Raw genomic sequence first — 18,665 nt, forward strand, 5'->3', positions numbered from 1 at the left:
TCTTATGCTACTAAGCATCTTTCCTCAAACGGAAATCCATCTTCATCTATAGCAACCAATATCTTTTTTTGTTTTGATGCTTCTAACGTAAGATATAACCATGCAAATGACCACAATCCTAACGTTAAGCAAAAAATCATAAAATTTAAACTATGGTTGACTACTTTTCCTCCTTTAGAAAGTACAGCAAAAAGCAATACATCGTTTCTTTCTTCCAACGTAAATCCGTTACGAACTTTATTCGATATCATATTAGAAAAAACCTGTATGCTTTGTTCCGGACTAAGTTGATTGTTTTTCATAATCCTTGATTTAAAATTATTCCAAATACTTCTACTTCCCATTGATAATTTTTTCTGTAAAATTATTCAATACAATAAAACTTCACAATACCCACTTTTAGTGATTTTTAGCTTATTTACTAATAAAGTATTATTAAATTTTTATATAAAGTTAATTTTTATAAACTAAACTTCAAAGTAAACGGTTGTTAAAATTAAAAAACTTAACTCCTAAATATCAATAACTTAACTTTTATTCTTAATATTAAAAGCTGGAGATTCATAATTTTTGTTCAAATAATTTTCAGGAATTGTAGTTGTGTTCCCATCACGCAGTGCATTATAATGCGGCGACATAATCTCGATTCCGGCAGCATTAAATGAATCCTGAATATTTTGATGTAAGGACGAATATATTCTGGGCTGTTTGGTTGGTTCTTTTGTATAAACATTGATCTGATACGAGACATAAAAGTCATCCAAACTGGTTTGCAGAACAAATGGCGGCGGTGTCTGCTCAACCATTTCGGTCTTTAAAGCTGCATCTATCAAAGCTTTATGAATATCCTTCCAAGGTACATCATAACCAATTGTAACAGTGGTATGAATCAATAAACCATTGTTAGCCTGTTTTGTATTTGCTGAATAATTAGTCGATGTACTGGATAAAACTGTTGCATTTGGGATTGTAATATCTTCAAATTTTGGTGTTCTTATTCGGGTAACCAAAGCTGTTTTTTCAATAACTTCTCCGCTTACATCGCCAATTTTAATAAAATCGCCAATCTTAAACGGACGCATATAGGTAATCACTAATCCGGCAACCATATTAGCAATTGCATTTGAAGATCCTAACGAAAATAAAACACCAACGAAAACTGAAACTCCTTTGAAAATTGGAGAATCTGATCCTGGCAGATACGGAAAAATAATTACGACCATAAAAGCCAACAATAAAAAGCGGATTATGTTGAAAGTTGGCATCGCCCAATCGCTGTAGAAACCGTCAATTTTAATATTTTCTTTTTTAATTTCATCAAAAAAGAACCTTATTACTTTTATAGAATATTTAAAAATGAAAAAAATAACAATTATAGTTACCAAACTCGGCAAGAAGCCAACAAAACCCATTACGGCTAATTTTGCCGGTGTTAGAATCCATCGTAATAATGTTGTTGTATAAACTTCTGTAGCGGGAAAAATACTGAACAAAAGTGGTAACGAGAGGTAAACAATCAGGATTAAGACGATCAATTTTATGAAGCCAAATAACCGCATCAGTAAAATTTGCTGCCTTTGTGGCGTGAGAATATTGATATTATTATAATTAAACCCTTTAAAATATTTGTCGCTGTTTTTTAAAATATACAATCTTATTCGGTTAAAGACTTTTCCAACAAAATATAAAATAAGTCCAATAATTAAAATCAGCAATGCTGTATATCCAAGTCTTTTTGGGAGCATTGAATAATTTTCATTCTGATAAATTATAGCTCTTTTTATTTGTCCTAAATTTCTATTGGCAATATAAGCCGCAGTTTGATTTTCAACTTTTCCATCAATATCCAAAACTGACATGATTACAAGATCATTCTTATATATAATATCCTGAGAAATATCTGAAGGAACAACCGAAATCGAATCTTTTTCAAAAAAAGAATCTTCGTAAAGTTTTCTGATTTTTTCTGTTATTGCTTTTGCCCTGTTCTCTGCAGAAAAAGAACCTACTTTATTGTAAACATAAAAAAGTGTATCTTTAAAAGGACTTACAGGATACCCTTTTAATTTTAATTGATTAACATCCGGTTTTATAGTTGGCTGATTCTCGGTTTGAGCTAAAACAGTTTGAGAAAACAAAACGATGAAGAATGCAAAAAAACAAATTAATTTCTTTTTCATACGCTGCTAGAAATAAGTTAGTTATCCTTTCTAACAAATATAAAAACAAAATACTTCGAATTTACATTACTTTTTGTTTTCTCAATAAAATCGTATTAAATTTTGATTCCTATTTTTCTAAATAGACTGTCAATTACTTTATTTATATCCGGAGAAATATTAAACCTATAATTTAGATATATGTACAAAATTGTAACCAGAACAGATTTTAAAGCGATACTTATTAGCTGATAAAAAGGGAATTCCCAAAAGTAAAACACCAGAAACAAAGCAAATGTTAACAGCATTGAAGAAATGGTTTCTTTTGTAAAAGGGTACAAATGCAGCTTTTTTACAACAAAAAGCAACTTTGCCAAACTATACAAGGTTATCGACAAAAGTGTGGCAAATGCTGAACCCTTAATTCCAAAAATTGGAATAAAAATCATATTTAATATTACTGTCAAAAACACCAAAAGCAATCCTAAATACAAGACCATTCGGTAGTATTTTGTATTGAAAATAATGGCATTATTATTTCCTAAAATCAAATCGAAATATTTAGACAATCCAATCATAAATACAACGGAGATTCCGCCACTGTATTCTTTTGGAACCAATTCATACAATTGATTGATATTAACAAAAATGCACAACATTACAAATCCGCCTACCATTTGTAAATTGATTGATGTTTTTTTATATAATAAATTCAATTCATCGTGCTTATTATCGTGCATCAATTTAGCCGTAATTGGATATACAATTTGATGCATCGCACGACTTGGAACTGAAATTACCAAAGCAATATAAGTCGCCACCGAATAGTAGGCAATATTCTCGATTTTCATGTACTGATTCAGCATCAGTTTATCTCCGTCTAAAAGTAAATTGGCAACACTTCCTGATAAAATAATGAAAAAAGTATATTCCATTACATCTTTTACATTCTGCGGAATATTAATTTGAAATTTAGGCTTTTTGACATAAAAAGCATAGAACATAGTTACTATAAAAGCTACAAAATAAATTCCTGCCGTAACATACACAAACTGAATAAGTGTCATCCAGTTAAAATATAAACCGACTAAAGCAACAGTCGAAAATAGTCTCAGACCAACTTCCTTAATGAAATTGCCGAAAACAGAATGCATATGAACTCTCGCCCAGGCATAAAATATTTCGAAATAGGCCATACAAATCCCGATAAACGGAATTAAAAACATAAACTCTTTTACAACAGGATTTTTCTTGGTTACAAATGCTGTAATATCATCAAAAAAGAAGATTCCTATTATTCCCAACGGAATACACATTAATATCGGAAATAGTGCCGTAAAAGATAAAAACTGCTCTCTTTCGTCTTCGGTTTTATATTGCGAATAGAATTTGACTAAAGTATTTTGCATCCCGATCGCAAACAAAGGCATAATAACATTTGCTGCCGAAAGTATATAGTTTGTTAACGCATAATAAGTAGCGCCCAGATAAATTGGATAGAGATAAAGTGTATTAATAGCTCCTATTGCAAAGCCTATATAAGTTATAATTGTATTTTTGAAAGACTGGTTTAAAACAATACCCATTTGTGGATTTTAGATTTTAGATTATTGATTTTAGATTATTGCAATCTTATGATTCGCTAATCAATTGTGCTAATTGTTTGGTGAGGTTTTTTCTTGAATATTGTTGTAAACCAACGCCATTAGCCTGTAATTTTCCTTCCAAAAACTGATTATAAAAGCCCAAAATTACACTTTTTAGTTTCTCTTTTTCAGAATAATCAAAAAATACTCCTGTATTCGTTTCTTTTATAATATCTGCAAAATCAGAACCTTGCGGGCCAATTGCGATTATGGGTCGATTTGAGACCATATATTCAAACAATTTACCCGGAATAATGCTTTTCGTATCTTCAGAATTTATCTCTATTAAAAGTAAAACCTGCGACTTTTTTTGATGTGCAATTGCTTCGTGATGTGAAACATACCCAAGAAGATTCAAATATTGATTGAGATTAAATTCTGATACAGAATCCAGAACTTCCTGACTTACGGCGCCTATTAGTTTTATTTCTAAATGCAATTTAAAATCCGGAATTTCCTGAAGTAATTCAACCAGACATTCCCATAAAAATTTAGGGTTTCTATCTGATAAAAATGAACCAATATGCGCCAAAGTAAATTTGGTGTCTAAAGTCTGTTTTTCGACATTTTCGATATCATAACCGTTTGTAATAACCGAAATTGGTTTATTGGTAATGGCCTGAAATTCTGTTTTAGTTGTTTTGCTTGTCACAATAATTGTGTCAGCCGTATTCAGTACTTTATACTCTAATTTTTTATGTTTTTTATCTGCATAACCAGATAAGCGTAATGCTTTGTGATAACCAATTGTTGTCCACGGATCACGAAAATCTGCAAACCATTTTACGTTTAGTTTTTCTTTTAATTCTAAACCAATTAAATGCAGACTATGCGGCGGACCGGAAGTTACAATCGTATCTATATTATTTTCTTTAATATATTTTTCAAGATATGCTACAGAAGGTTTTACCCAAAAAACACGCGCATCTGGAATAAAAAGATTGCCGCGAACCCAAAGAAAGGTTTTATCTAAAAATGTCTGCTTTTTCTTTTGTGGAAAAATTCCTGAACTTATTTTCTTCGTTTTATTCTTAGAAAAAATGGAAGCTAACTGATAAGGTTCCCAAATTTTAGTTTTAAGAACAATTACTTTATCTGAAATTTGACTAACCAAACCTTCGTCAATTATGGGATAAGTTGGATTTTCCGGAACATAAACAATAGGCTGAATATTAAATTCAGGCAAATACTTTACAAATTTCAACCAGCGCTGAACACCTGGTCCTCCAGCTGGTGGGAAATAATACGTAATGATTAAAAGTTTTTTTTGTTCCAAGAAAATTGGGTTTATTTTTAAAGTGCAAATTTAGAAGTTATTTTGAACTTTTATAGTTTTTTAAATGGAATGCTATTAACAGTATGCAATGTATAAGAAACTTCAATAATTATCATCAATCTTTCAAGATAAGAAAGTGACTTTATTTCAGTGAATCTTATTTGTTCACTATTCTTTGAATTCAATTCAATTGCCTTGTTGATATTCATTTTAGATTTCTTCTTTTCTTAAAAATTACAAATAAGGCATAAAACAAAATTAAACAGTTTAAAACAATCCAAAAATTATAGAAAATCCAAACCACTTTATATTGGGTTTGCATGCTTGAAAGGCTAAAATATTCCCCCTGACTTTCATCATAAAAATCATCATAGCCCATCATATAAATTCCACAAAAAATAAATACTAATAAATCAAAAATGACAAATAGAATTATTTTTAGAATCTTTGATAGCATTTAAAAATCTAAACTTTAAATTCACTTTTATTATCGCTGCGATTTTTTCTCTCAAAATAAATTCCACCAATCAAAAGTAAAAACATTCCAATAGAACTTGCCAAAGCAATTGTTCCTCCTGTTTTAATTACCTGAGGCTCAAATTTAAATTCAATGGTGTGTTTTCCACTGGGAACTTCCATTGCCCTTAAAACATAATCAACCGGGAAATGATCTGTTAATTTGCCATCAACATACGCATTCCAGCCGTTTTTATAATACATTTCAGAGAATACTGCCAAACCATCTTTTCCGTTATTAGATTCGTATTTAATGTAGTTTGGTTTATATTCAATTACTTTAATCGTTCCAGTTGTATCCCAAGCTTTTTTCATTCGGGCATTGTTGAATTTGTTTTCATATTCATGAACATTAAAAACAGCAACTTCCTTAGTATCAATATGGTTTAAAGCTTTCATAACATCATCCGGCTTGTTTACCAATTTTACAGAACTTACAAACCATGCATTTCCGTTAGCGGCAGGATTTGCTACAGGAATTTCTTTTCCTTCTTTATCAGTCTGGATTACATACTTAACATTTAGCATATTAAGCACTTCAATATTACCTTTCATAACTTGATAATCCATAAGCTGCTGCATTCTTCTGGGTCTTACAGCACTATATCCTCCAATTGTTTTATGAAAATAAGATGATCTTCCCTGCAATTGTCCTTGTACGTCAAATACGCGGTAAATTGATTTATCTTCCAGAATTTTTGCATCTACAGGTGTTTCCTGAAATGGCGCTGCAATTTCTACCGGACTTATAAAATCCTTAGCCGAAACATATCTCTTATCGACAAAGAACAAATCGAAAATCATTAAAATACCAACAATAATCAATGTTGTATTTTGAGCCAGTTTATTTTTAATAAACAACCACAAAACGCCAAAAGTAATTACGATGAAAAAGCCTGAACGCAATAAATCAGCAGAATATAAACTCATTCTGTCTTCTTTTAGAGCATCAACAAACGCTGGTCCGTAACTTTGCATGAAATAGTTATCGCTTGATCCTGTAAAATGGAACATGCTTTTGGCAAAAACTAAAATTAACAAAACCCCAAGACCAAAAACTCCTGTTTGTACCAAAGCTTTTTGCTGTAATTTTGGTTCATCTTTGGCTTTAAAAAACGATTGTAATCCCATAACGGCAAGCACAGGGAAACATAATTCTAAAATAACCTGAATAGAAGAAACCGCCCTGAATTTATCGTACATTGGAATGTATTCGATAAAAAAGTCAGTTAAAAGAGAGAAGTTTTTCCCCCATGAAAGCATTAATGTAAACAATGCTCCTGCAAGAAATACGTATTTTATTTTTCTGTCATCAATAAATAAAGCCAAAACAGCCAAAAAGAAAACCACAACTCCTATATAAGCCGGAGCCGAAACAATAGGCTGATCTCCCCAATACGTTGGCATTCCTGAAACAAAATCTGCAGCTTGAGAGGACGGAACTCCTTGCTCAAGCATAAAGGAATACATACGACTGTCTGTACCTACATTTTCATGGCTTGAACCTCCAAAAATTCTTGGAGCAATTAAGTTCAGACTTTCTGCAATTCCGTAACTATATTCTGTGATATAGTCTGTTGTCATTGCAGCAGTTGTTGTATTTTTAGATCCGTCAGGATTAAAAGTCAATTCGCTTTTATCACGAATACTGTATTTTGCATATTCGCTTGTCGCCATTAAATTAGTCGCATTTGCACCAATAGCAACAATTCCGGCTACAGCCAAAACGCCAATCGAAATTAAAAGCGGCTTGTATTCTTTTTCTTTTATAAAATTAAAAACAAAATAACCTGACAATATCAATAAGAAAATTAATAAATAATAGGTCATTTGAAAGTGGTTCGCATTAACTTCTAACGCAACCGCAAACATGGTGAGCAAACCTCCCCAAATATATTTTTTCTGAAAAACCATTATAAATCCGGCAATAACAAGCGGCATATACGCAATTGCGTGCGCTTTTGCATTATGACCAACACCAAGAATAATGATTAAATAAGTAGAGAAACCAAAAGCAATTGCTCCGATAAATGCTTTTAATGGATCTGTTTTTAAAACTAAAAGCAAACCATAAAAACCTAAGAAGTATAAAAATAAATAATCTGCAGGACGCGGTAAAAAACGTAAAATATCGTCTAAATGTCCCACAAAGTCATTAGGATAATTTGCTCCTAACTGATAGGTTGGCATTCCGCCAAAACCAGAATTTGTCCAATAAGGCTCAGAATGCTCTGTTGCTCTAAAATCATTTTGCTCTTTGGCCATTCCGGTATATTGAGCAATATCAGACTGGTAGATTTGTTTTCCCTGCAAAACAGGATAAAAATAAATTAAAGAAACGAGAATAAAGCCCAATATAACAAGGGCATGCGGATAGAACTTATTTACTATTTTCAATTTAGGCTGGTTTGGGTTAAATGATGAATCCTGCTAATCTAGGACACAAACTTAATCTATTTCTTCGTAATCAACATAATCGCCAACCTTTTTGGTTTCGCGGGGATTTTTTGCATTAGCCGTATTGATGATTATCTCATCGTTATTTGTACGTGTTTTTTGCCATGAATTATCCTGACTATATTGTTGTTGTTTCGAAAAATTTTCTCCTGCTTTTTCAACTGCTTTTTCAACTGCTTTTTTTACCAATACAGGCAAAAAGATTCTGGCTAAAAATTTAAAAATATAATAAAATGCTACCATGTAGCATATCGCTTTTATTAAACCTGTAAATGATGCTTCTTGCATAATCGTATAATTTTTTTCCAAAATTAATAAATCCATTGTTTAAAATTAAAATATCAATCTTAAATAAATAATAAAATATAGTACATTTGAAATGCGTTATTACTTTTTAATCAAAAAATACATTATGTTAAAAATTAAAAACTTATTTATTACAGCTCTTTTTTTTGTTCCGCAAGTTTTTTTCGCACAATATACTGATGTCATCAACTCCAATCGTCCCGGAGAAACAATGTCTGCTTATGCAGTTGGAAAATCAGTCATTCAGGCTGAAATTGGTGTTTATGGCATTAAGGAAAAACACGATTTACTGGATTATGACGGAAGCGGTTTTGGTACCGATCTGACATTGAGATATGGTGCTTTTCTTGAGAAATTAGAATTTATCCTCGATTTGCAATATCAAATGGAAAATTTTAATACGCCATATACCAGTTATAAAAAAAATAACTTCAGACAAACCGTTTTAGGCGCTAAGTATTTAATTTATGATCCTTATAAAAGTTATAAAAAAACGGAAAATATATACAGTTACAAAGCCAATCATGGTTTTGACTGGCATTCTTTAATTCCGGCAGTTTCATTGTTTGCCGGCGCAAATTTTGTTGGCGCCGATAATCCTTATTATTTTTCCCCTCAATCTGCTATTTCGCCAAAAGTAGCTTTGGTTACCCAAAATCTTTTTGGAGGCGGAAAATGGGTTTTCGTAACCAATATTATTGCCGATTATATTGGTACAGATTACCCAAGTTATGGTTATGTATTAACTTTAACACACGGATTCAATGATAAATGGTCTGGTTTTGTTGAAAATCAAGGCTATAAAAGCGATTTTTACAGCGATGCCATTATTCGTGGCGGTGCGGCTTATTTAATCAATTCCAATCTACAGGTTGATGCTTCTTTAAGTACTAATTTTAAAAATACGCCTTCTATTTTTTATGGAGGAGTTGGTGTTTCCTGGCGTTATGACGGAAGTTATAAAGAGAAACAAATGGAATTTAAAAGCAAGGATAAAGCCAAAAAGAATAAAGATAATGAGATGGAACAAAGAGAAGTCGATTATCAGGAAAAAGAAAGAAAACGCAAAGCTAAATACGAGTAAGAATTAAACAAACTTCTCAAAAAGAAACACTTATAATACCATTTTAATGATTACAATTAAAGAAGCCAAAACCAAAAAGGAATTAACGGACTATATTAAATTTCCTTTTTCATTATATAAAGACAATAAATATTGGGTTCCGCCCATTATTGCCGATGAATTAGAATCGTTTGATAAAACCAAAAATCCTGCCTTTGATAGCGCTGAGGCGTATTTTTATCTTGCTTATAAAGACAACGAAATTGTTGGCCGAATTACAGCAATTATAAATTGGGCCGAAGTAAATAATCAGCATAAAAGGAAAGTTCGTTTTGGATGGTTTGATGTTATTGATGATATTGAAGTCACAAAAGCATTGCTTGATAAAGTTTACGAATTAGGCAGACAGCACAATCTGGAGCATGCTGAAGGTCCAATGGGATTCTCAAATCTTGACAAAGTTGGTGTTCTTACAGAAGGTTATGACCAAATGGGAACCATGATTACCTGGTATAATAATCCATATTATGTAACTCATTTTGAGCAGTTAGGTTTTCAGGTTGAGAAAGAATATATCGAAAGTATTTTTCCGTTTTCGAATGTTAAACCTGAATTTTTCCTCAAAGCTCAGGAACTTATCAAAAAAAGATATGGTTTACGCGCACTGACTTTTACAAAAACAAAAGACATTATGCCGCATGTCGACAAAATGTTTGATTTGTTTAATGAATCTTATGCAAATCTGGCTTCGTTTGTAGCAATATCAGATGTTCAGAAAGAATATTTTAAAAAGAAATACATCAGTTTCATCAATCCGGAATATATTAAATTTGTGGTTGATAAAGACGATAATTTAGTTGCTTTTAGTATTGTTATGCCAAGTTTTTCTGAGGCTTTACAGAAGGCAAAAGGAAAATTATTCCCGTTTGGATTTATTCATTTATTAAAAGCCCGAAAAAAGAGTAAAGATGTTGTTTTTTACCTTATCGGAGTTCATCCTGATTATCAAAATAAAGGTGTTACAGCAATTATTTTTGATGAATATTTTAAAACTTTTTCAGAAAAAGGAATTCAGAATTGCATCAGAACACCTGAATTAGCTGAAAATACAGCGATTCATTTACTTTGGAAAAACTTTGACCCAAAAATTCACTGCAGAAGAAAAACGTTTTTGAAATATCTTTAGAAAAGTAATTTGGAAAAAAGCAAAATGAACGTAAAAGTTTGTGATGAATGCAAAAGTGAATTCTATAAAGATTCCTCAGAAATGCAAAATTTATGCCCCGAATGTTCAAATATTTTATACGGATATAAAAATTGTAAACATGAATTTAATTTGTAAATCAGCGTTGTATAAAATGCTATTGGAACGGAAATTCAAGTGAATATTTAGATAAAATTAAAAAACAACACTAAATAAAAAAATCCATTCGCCCCAACGAATGGATTTTTTCTTAATTAGCAGAATTTGTTATTCTACTTTACAATCAACTTTAGTTAATGTATTTTTTTGATCAAATTTCAATTTTGCCTTATCTTTAAAGGTTACTTTATCATTTGCCGTAACAACATCTCCGTATCCTTCGATAAAAGTACCTTCTCTTTGCAGAAAAGCAACTTCTCGTACTGATGAAACCCCTTCAGACATAAAAGTATAATCGGCGATTAAAGTATCTCCTTTCATATTTCCAATCAAAGTTCCTTCATTTCTATCTTTTCCTACCAGGTTGTAGCTTAATTTTCCATTTACTTCCTGATGCGAGTTTACATTAAAGCTCATGTCAATGACACTGCCATTTGATTTCCAGGAATAACATTGGTTTCCTGCAGGTTCAACAATTTCAGCTTCTTTAGGGGCGCTTGCCGGAATTACGACTGGTTCAGCCACCTGATCTTTTTTACAAGAAGTCAAAAGACTTATTATAATAATTGTAATTGCTAATACTTTTTTCATGCTTTTATTTTTTATGATTTAGAATTATAAAGTTAGTTGTAATAAAAAAAATCCACTCGTATAACGAATGGATTCTTTTATATAATTCCCACGTACGGAAATTTATTCTGAAACGTTGCGATTAAGCATCTAAATCAACTGTAGTTCTACTAGCAATTTCTTTATAAGTTCCGTTTTCTAATTTTTCACGAATGGCTTCAAAAGCAGTTAACGTTTCGTCAATATCAGATAATGTATGTGAAGTTGTCGGGATCATTCTCAACAAAATAATTCCTTTTGGAATTACAGGATAAATTACAATCGACAGGAAAATACCGTAGTTTTCTCTTAAATCGTTTACCATTACCATTGCTTCAGGCACACTTCCTTCTAAATAAACTGGTGTTACACAAGTATTTGTATCGCCAATATTGAAATTTCTTGAACGTAATCCGTTTTGTAAAGCGTTTACGTTTTCCCAAAGTTTATCTTTCAATTCCGGGTGATTACGCAATAATTCTAAACGTTTCAAAGATCCAATTGTCTGAATCATTGGCAATGCTTTTGCAAACATCTGCGAACGTAAATTATATTTTAAATAATCAATAATATCCTGATCGGCCGCTACAAAAGCACCAATATTAGCCATTGATTTTGCAAAAGTGGAAAAGTAAACATCGATACCGTCCTGAACTCCCTGCTCCTCACCTGCTCCGGCTCCAGTTTTACCAAGAGTACCAAAACCGTGTGCATCATCAACTAATAAACGGAAGTTGTATTTTTCTTTTAAGGCAACAATTTCTTTTAATTTTCCTTGTTGGCCGCGCATTCCAAAAACACCTTCGGTAATAAATAAAATACCTCCGCCTGTTTCAGTAGCCATTTTTGTAGCACGCTGCAGGTTTTTCTCCATACTTTCAAGATCATTGTGTTTGTAGGTAAAACGTTTACCCATATGCAAACGAACTCCATCAATAATACAAGCGTGAGAATCTACATCATATACAATAATATCGTTTTTAGTAACCAGAGCGTCAATAGTAGAGACCATTCCCTGATAACCAAAATTCAATAAATATGCAGCTGGTTTCATAACAAACTCAGCCAATTCGTTTTCTAATTGTTCATGATATTTAGTGTGTCCTGACATCATACGAGCTCCCATTGGGTAAGCTGCTCCAAATTGAGTTGCAGCATCAATATCGGCCTGACGAACCTCAGGATGATTTGCAAGTCCTAAATAATCATTCAAACTCCAGTTTAAAATATCTTTTCCGCCAAATTTCATTCTTGGACCCAATTCTCCTTCTAATTTTGGAAATACAAAATAACCTTCTGCTTGTGATGCCCATTTTCCTAATGGCCCTTTATTGTTTTGAATTCTTTCGAATAAATCTTTTACCATAATATATTTGAAGTAATATTTTTATTTAAACAGCGAGCAAAAATAAATATTTATTCTATGGTATCATAATAATTTAAAAATGATTCGGATTCAAAATCAATGTTTAATAAAAAAAAATGCGTGAAATACCTATAAATATCATAAATTTCGTAATAAAATAAAATACCAAATTTGCAGTTTATTAATTTATACCTGTTATAAATTCGGGTCAAAAGGCCGTATTTGTTTTATTTTTTATTAATTTTAAATGCATTTTAAAAAATTGAATACAATTCTAACAACTGAATAATGGCTTTAAGCACCTCAAAAGATTTAAAATTAGCCGTTCTTATTGATGCCGATAACGTACCTTATAGTAATGTAAAAGGTATGATGGAAGAAATAACAAAATTTGGAACCCCAACCACAAAGCGGATTTACGCAGATTGGACCAAACCAAACGCCAATGGCTGGAAAGCCGTTTTACTGGAACATGCTATTACCCCAATCCAACAATACAGCTATACTGTTGGTAAAAACTCATCAGATTCTGCCCTGATTATAGACGCCATGGATTTGCTTTATTCAGGCAAATTAGACGGGTTTTGCATCGTTTCGAGCGATAGCGATTTTACACGCCTTGCCATCAGGCTAAGAGAATCCGGCATGAAAGTGATTGGTATTGGAGAAAAGAAAACCCCAAACTCTTTTATCGTTGCCTGCGACAGATTTATCTATATTGAAGTTTTAGACGGCGCAATCCAGAAGAAAAAACCTAAAACTGCCGCTACAGCAGATGCTAAAAAACCTGTTGAAAAACCTGCAGAAAAAGCATTACATAAAATTGACAAACAAACTATTGAACTTATCGAAGCCACAATTGAGGACATTGAAGATGATGACGGCTGGGCGTTTTTAGGCGATGTTGGAAATCTCATCGTTAAGAAAAAACCTGAATTTGACCCTAGAAACTACGGCTTTTCTAAGCTTACGCCGATGTTAAAATCCTTAACTGATATTCTTGAAATAGACGAAAGAGAATCAGACAAGAAAGGAATTAAACATGTTTACGTACGCTTAAGGTTCAATTAATTATCAAACTATTACCATTAATTATTTAAAAACATGAGAAAAAAATTCTTTATCTACGGATTCTTATTGTTTCTAATTGTTGCAACAATTTACTATTATTCTGATCGTGGTTTTTTACTGGTTATCATTATACCAATACTTTTGGTTGTTGGTGTTTATAATACGATTCAAAAGAAACATGCTATTTTAAGAAACTTTCCGGTTTTGGGATATTTCAGATATTTATTTGAAATGATTGCTCCTGAAATCCAACAATATTTTATTGAAAGATCGACTGACGGAAGGCCTTTTTCCAGAAATCAACGTTCTTTAGTGTACCAAAGAGCCAAAAATATCGATTCGAATACGCCTTTTGGAACACAGCAAAATCTAAATCATGATAGTTACGAAGGGATCAAACATTCTATTTTTCCGGCAAAAGTAAACGAAGAATTGCCTCGAGTATTAGTGGGAGGAAAAGATTGTAAACAGCCTTATTTAGCGTCTTTATTGAATATTTCGGCAATGAGTTTTGGTTCGCTAAGCGAAAATGCCGTTCGTGCCTTAAATATTGGTGCAAAAAAAGGAAATTTCTACCAAAATACAGGCGAAGGCGGTTTAACCGATTATCATCTTGAAGGCGGCGGAGATATTACCTGGCAAATAGGAACCGGTTATTTTGGCTGTCGAAATGCAGAAGGGAATTTTGATCCTGAAAAATTTTCAGAAAAAGCAAATCTTCCCAACGTAAAAATGATCGAAATTAAACTCTCACAAGGTGCAAAACCTGGTCACGGAGGTGTACTTCCTGCTGCAAAAAACACGGTGCAAATTGCCAAAATAAGAGGCGTTGAACCCCATACTTTAATTCTTTCTCCTCCTAGTCACAGTGCTTTTTCAGATCCGAAAGGATTGGTTCATTTTATTGCGAAATTGCGTGAATTATCAAACGGAAAACCAATTGGATTTAAATTATGTATTGGAAGTACTGCCGAATTTGAATCGATTTGTCACGAGATGATTGCCGAAGATATTTTTCCGGATTTTATAACCGTTGATGGTGCCGAAGGCGGGACCGGTGCTGCACCGCTGGAATTTGCTGATGGCGTTGGAATGCCTTTTGAACCTGCTTTAATCTTCGTAAACAAAACTTTAATAGGTTTGAACATTCGTGATAAAATGCGCGTTATTGGCAGCGGAAAAATCATTTCGGGTTATTCTATTTTACACGCTGTTGCCCTTGGCGCAGATATGTGTAATAGTGCCCGTGGTTTTATGTTTTCATTAGGCTGTATTCAGGCGCTGCGTTGTCATAATAACGAATGTCCAACCGGAGTTGCCACACAAAATAAAATGCTCATGAAAGGCTTGGTTGTAACCGATAAATCAGATCGTGTGTATTATTTTCATAAAAATACTTTGCACGCTGCAAATGAACTTTTAGCAGCTGCAGGCAAAAAAAGCTTTGCAGATGTTGATCCGAATATTTTTATGCGCGGAGACGAATTCGGAAATCTCTCAGATCGTTATTTCCCGGATATTTTAACGAACGTTACCAAACATTAAAACTAAAAAAGCCTCTTTATAATTTATAAAGAGGCTTTTTTAGTCTGACTTAATTAAAGCTTTGCAGTTTCTTTATTGTCCTTAGAACTTCCGTTTTCTAAAGCCACCAATTCTTCTTTATTAACTAATTTCTGGGCAAGGATAATATTATTATACGATAAAAAATACACATCAAATGTTACTCCTTCTTCAACTAATTCCGGAGAAATTTGGTTGTTTTTGATCATTTCTTTCAGCAAACCAGGAAATGATGTATTAGTTGCCGCCTTATTTGCTTCTGTTCCTTCTAAATTAGTTTCAATTCTTATTTCAATTTTATTATCATTTAAAAATGCTTTAGCACTTGTACTTACAACATTATTGCCTTTTATTGAAGACGAAACATTATAATTACTCACGTGTTCCTGAATTTTTTGCTTGGTATTTTTACAGCTTACCAGCAACAGTAAAACGGAAAAAGCAAATACGATTTGGGTAATTTTTTTCATAATTTTTTGGTTTTTAGGTTATTTTTTAACTCAAACATAACAAACTTTTAACACAAAAACAACATTCAATAATAAAAACGAAAAATGTAAATATTTGGTCACAAATTAATTATGAAAATGTAAATCGAATATGTTTAAATAATTAACAAATTAAAAAACCTCTTTAAATCACTTTAAAGAGGCTTTTTTTAGACATATATTTTGAATTATTTCTGAAATTCAGTTATCGATTCTTTATTAATTAATTCTTTTACTAAAACAGTATTATCATCGGCCAAAAAATAAGTATCAAACTGAACACCTTCTTCAACTAGTTCTTTCGGAATCTGATTTTTATTGATCATTTCTTTCAACAACTTAGGAAATGATGTATTTGCTGAAACTTTATTAGCTTCTTTTTGTTCTAAATTGGTCTCAAATCGCAATTCAATTTTGTTATCATTTATATAACCTCTCGCCGTAGTAAGCGTAACATTATCTGCCTTAAAACTTTTAGCTGAAGCATTATAAGTTGTTACATATTCCTGAAGTTTTTGCTTGGTATTTTTACAGCTAACCAATATCACAATAATGAAAATTACAGATAAAATTTGGCTTATTTTCTTAATCATAATCTTTTATTTTAGTTTCTGAAGTCTTAAAAGTGCTTCTAAATAATAATAATCAGCATAATTTATAGAACAGTCGATTTCGCTTCCGGCAGGTTTATGTCCGGTTGAATGAAGTAAAAATGCCGAATTTACATCATGACTTTGATAATCGTTAGAAAGTGATTCGATCATTTTCTTAGATTTTGTCAGATATTCGTTTTTTATGGTTTTATCTTTAGTATAAGAACTCAATTCAAGAAGAGCCGAAGATACAATTGCCGCCGCCGATGCATCTCTTGGCGCGTTTGGAATATCCGGAGCATTAAAATCCCAATAAGGAATCAAATCTTTTGTAGTTAATCTATCCAAATATACACGGGTTACTTTATGCGCAAAATCTAAGAATTTAGGATCTTTTGTTTCTCTGTAAACCATTGTAAATCCGTAAATTGCCCACGCCTGACCTCTCGCCCACATACTATCATCGCTATATCCCTGAGCTGTTTGTCCTTTTATTTTTTTACCGGTTTCAAAATCATAAATTACAACATGATATGAGGTATAATCAGGTCTGAAATGATTATTCATTGTCGTTTCGGCATGTTTTACAGCAATGTCATACAGTTTTTTATTTCCGCCATTTTTAGAAGCCCAAAACAACAATTCTAAATTCATCATATTATCGATGATCGTATTATGACCGCCCATTTTATTATGTGGCCAGGACTGAATAGTTCCTACTTTTGGATTAAAAAGCGTTGCCAGAGTATCGGCCGTTTTTAAGATTATTTCTTTATATTCTTTGTTTTTTGTCAAACGATATCCATTTCCGAAGCTATTAAAAACCTGAAAACCTAAATCATGATCGCCAGCTTTACTTACAGATAAAGGCGTTAAAAAACGAGTGAATTTATCTGCTTCTTTTTCCCATTTTTTATCTCCGGTTGCTTCATACAAAAACCACAATTCTCCCGGCCAAAAACCACTTGTCCAATCTTTATAACCAACAAATTTCCATTCCTTGCTTCCGTTCGAAACTGTTCTTGGCGAAGTTCCGTCATTTGGAATAACAGTTAAGGTTTTTGAAGCTTGTTCGGCACAATATTCCAGTTGTTTTTTGATGTTAAATGAATTATTTTTTTGAGAATAACCTTCATTTCCAGAAAGAAATAAAGCTACAATCAGAGTAATAAAAAGGGATAATCTTGCATTCATGTGGTTATATTTAAAAGGTGTAATAGTTTACTATATTTTAATAGAATCGATAAAATTATAAAATAAAGTCAACGTATCCGAATCTTTGTATTTTTGTTTACCTAAAAAAGTACTAATCATTCTTATTGAAATTAATCCTCGTAATCCCTAAAAATCCATTAACCTCTTTGTCAAAGTTTTAAACTTTGACAAGATTTCTTCAATATTCATAACCAAAAACATTCAAAATTTGAAGTCAATTAAATGATGATGACAGAATATAAAATTTTCTAAATCACCAAATAACTCAATTACTTCCTTTCTCCTCACATTAGTTTTTAAAGACGATAAAACCGCAGGATAAGATGAAAATTTATAGCTTTTAAAATCTCCTTTTATTTCCATTGGATTTTGATGAATATAAATTATTACATTTTTTAAATATTGATCAGAATCAATTTTCTTTCTTTTAAAAGGTGATTCGAATAATGGTCCATGTCGATTATATACTTTATTATAAGATTGCGTATAAGAACTTATAAATTTACTAATTTGCTTGCTTGGTAAATTCTGAATAGAATGCAAACCCAAACCTTTATTTAATTTTGATTTTTCATGAACAAGATTTTGCAACTCTACATTTGACTTTATCTTAATTAAAAGATGAAAATGATTTGGCATCAAACAATAAGCATAAACATTGCAGATATTTTTTAAATATTTTAAAATCTGATTCATAAAAAATATATAATTATCTTCTTCTTCAAAGATTTTATCACCATTAACACCTCGATTATAAATGTGGTAAAAACAATCTGGTTCTAAATTTTGAATTCTGATATCCATTGAAACTTAATTTTATTTCAAAAGTAAAACAAAAATAAGATTTTTCCTTCTTTTTTAGAATTGTAATAAAACAGGAATCTTTGTCAAAGTTTTGAACTTTGACAAAGAAGCGAACATTCAATTCGTCGTAACTTTGCTTTTCTAATACATAAAATTCAAATTTGAAAAAA

General features: G+C 31.8%; 16 protein-coding genes. 4 read left to right on the forward strand and 12 right to left on the reverse strand.

The genetic code is table 11. The features are described 5' to 3' along the window. Positions 1 to 2: 2 nt before the first annotated feature. The 6 genes from ACZ0AH_RS15440 to ACZ0AH_RS15465 all read right to left on the reverse strand — a co-directional run bounded on the left by ACZ0AH_RS15440 (position 3) and on the right by ACZ0AH_RS15465 (position 8,378). On the reverse strand, positions 3 to 344 hold the full coding sequence (locus tag ACZ0AH_RS15440) for a hypothetical protein (RefSeq protein WP_463476688.1): 342 nt from the start codon (positions 342 to 344) through the stop codon (positions 3 to 5). A gap of 183 nt (positions 345 to 527) precedes the next feature. Next, positions 528 to 2,180: a mechanosensitive ion channel family protein gene (locus tag ACZ0AH_RS15445; RefSeq protein ID WP_463476689.1), complete on the reverse strand. Its 1,653-nt coding sequence runs from the start codon at positions 2,178 to 2,180 to the stop codon at positions 528 to 530. A gap of 95 nt (positions 2,181 to 2,275) precedes the next feature. Continuing rightward, entirely contained in the window at positions 2,276 to 3,745 is a 1,470-nt protein-coding gene (locus ACZ0AH_RS15450) for an oligosaccharide flippase family protein (protein WP_463476690.1), read from the reverse strand. A 46-nt stretch (positions 3,746 to 3,791) separates the two neighbouring features. After that, positions 3,792 to 5,081, reverse strand: coding sequence for a glycosyltransferase family 4 protein (locus tag ACZ0AH_RS15455; protein WP_463476691.1), 1,290 nt, complete (start codon positions 5,079 to 5,081; stop codon positions 3,792 to 3,794). Between the two features lie 465 nt (positions 5,082 to 5,546). Beyond that, a complete protein-coding gene (locus ACZ0AH_RS15460; RefSeq protein WP_463476692.1) occupies positions 5,547 to 7,994 on the reverse strand; it encodes a YfhO family protein in 2,448 nt (815 codons plus the stop codon). A gap of 51 nt (positions 7,995 to 8,045) precedes the next feature. Next, positions 8,046 to 8,378 carry a DUF4834 family protein gene (locus ACZ0AH_RS15465; protein ID WP_463476693.1) on the reverse strand — a complete coding sequence of 111 codons (333 nt, stop codon included), beginning with the start codon at positions 8,376 to 8,378 and terminating at the stop codon, positions 8,046 to 8,048. An 88-nt stretch (positions 8,379 to 8,466) separates the two neighbouring features. On the opposite strand from ACZ0AH_RS15465, the gene ACZ0AH_RS15470 reads away from it, so the two are divergent. Further along, entirely contained in the window at positions 8,467 to 9,444 is a 978-nt protein-coding gene (locus ACZ0AH_RS15470; protein ID WP_463476694.1) for a transporter, read from the forward strand. Positions 9,445 to 9,490: 46 nt separating this feature from the next. Further along, positions 9,491 to 10,609 (forward strand): GTP cyclohydrolase, encoded by a 1,119-nt coding sequence (locus ACZ0AH_RS15475; protein ID WP_463476695.1) that lies wholly within the window; start codon positions 9,491 to 9,493, stop codon positions 10,607 to 10,609. 285 nt (positions 10,610 to 10,894) lie between these two features. On the opposite strand, the gene ACZ0AH_RS15480 is transcribed toward ACZ0AH_RS15475, so the two are convergent. Both ACZ0AH_RS15480 and ACZ0AH_RS15485 read right to left on the reverse strand, forming a co-directional pair. Continuing rightward, entirely contained in the window at positions 10,895 to 11,377 is a 483-nt protein-coding gene (locus tag ACZ0AH_RS15480) for a hypothetical protein (RefSeq protein WP_463476696.1), read from the reverse strand. Positions 11,378 to 11,498: 121 nt separating this feature from the next. Then, complete coding sequence (locus ACZ0AH_RS15485; protein ID WP_463476697.1) at positions 11,499 to 12,761, reverse strand: aminotransferase class I/II-fold pyridoxal phosphate-dependent enzyme; 1,263 nt, start codon at positions 12,759 to 12,761, stop codon at positions 11,499 to 11,501. A gap of 288 nt (positions 12,762 to 13,049) precedes the next feature. On the opposite strand from ACZ0AH_RS15485, the gene ACZ0AH_RS15490 reads away from it, so the two are divergent. Together ACZ0AH_RS15490 and ACZ0AH_RS15495 are read left to right on the forward strand one after the other, a co-directional pair. Further along, a complete protein-coding gene (locus ACZ0AH_RS15490; protein ID WP_463476698.1) occupies positions 13,050 to 13,832 on the forward strand; it encodes an NYN domain-containing protein in 783 nt (260 codons plus the stop codon). A 33-nt stretch (positions 13,833 to 13,865) separates the two neighbouring features. Continuing rightward, complete coding sequence (locus ACZ0AH_RS15495; RefSeq protein ID WP_463476699.1) at positions 13,866 to 15,377, forward strand: FMN-binding glutamate synthase family protein; 1,512 nt, start codon at positions 13,866 to 13,868, stop codon at positions 15,375 to 15,377. Between the two features lie 53 nt (positions 15,378 to 15,430). On the opposite strand, the gene ACZ0AH_RS15500 is transcribed toward ACZ0AH_RS15495, so the two are convergent. The 4 genes from ACZ0AH_RS15500 to ACZ0AH_RS15515 all read right to left on the reverse strand — a co-directional run bounded on the left by ACZ0AH_RS15500 (position 15,431) and on the right by ACZ0AH_RS15515 (position 18,495). Continuing rightward, positions 15,431 to 15,865: a hypothetical protein gene (locus ACZ0AH_RS15500; protein WP_463476700.1), complete on the reverse strand. Its 435-nt coding sequence runs from the start codon at positions 15,863 to 15,865 to the stop codon at positions 15,431 to 15,433. Positions 15,866 to 16,071: 206 nt separating this feature from the next. Then, positions 16,072 to 16,476: a hypothetical protein gene (locus ACZ0AH_RS15505; protein WP_463476701.1), complete on the reverse strand. Its 405-nt coding sequence runs from the start codon at positions 16,474 to 16,476 to the stop codon at positions 16,072 to 16,074. Positions 16,477 to 16,482: 6 nt separating this feature from the next. Next, positions 16,483 to 17,670: a glycoside hydrolase family 88 protein gene (locus ACZ0AH_RS15510; RefSeq protein ID WP_463476702.1), complete on the reverse strand. Its 1,188-nt coding sequence runs from the start codon at positions 17,668 to 17,670 to the stop codon at positions 16,483 to 16,485. Between the two features lie 222 nt (positions 17,671 to 17,892). After that, the gene (locus tag ACZ0AH_RS15515) at positions 17,893 to 18,495 is read right to left on the reverse strand and encodes a transposase (protein WP_463476703.1); all 603 of its coding nucleotides are present in this window, start codon (positions 18,493 to 18,495) and stop codon (positions 17,893 to 17,895) included. Positions 18,496 to 18,665 lie beyond the last annotated feature (170 nt).

The sequence above is a fragment of the Flavobacterium sp. AC105 genome (assembly GCF_979258495.1).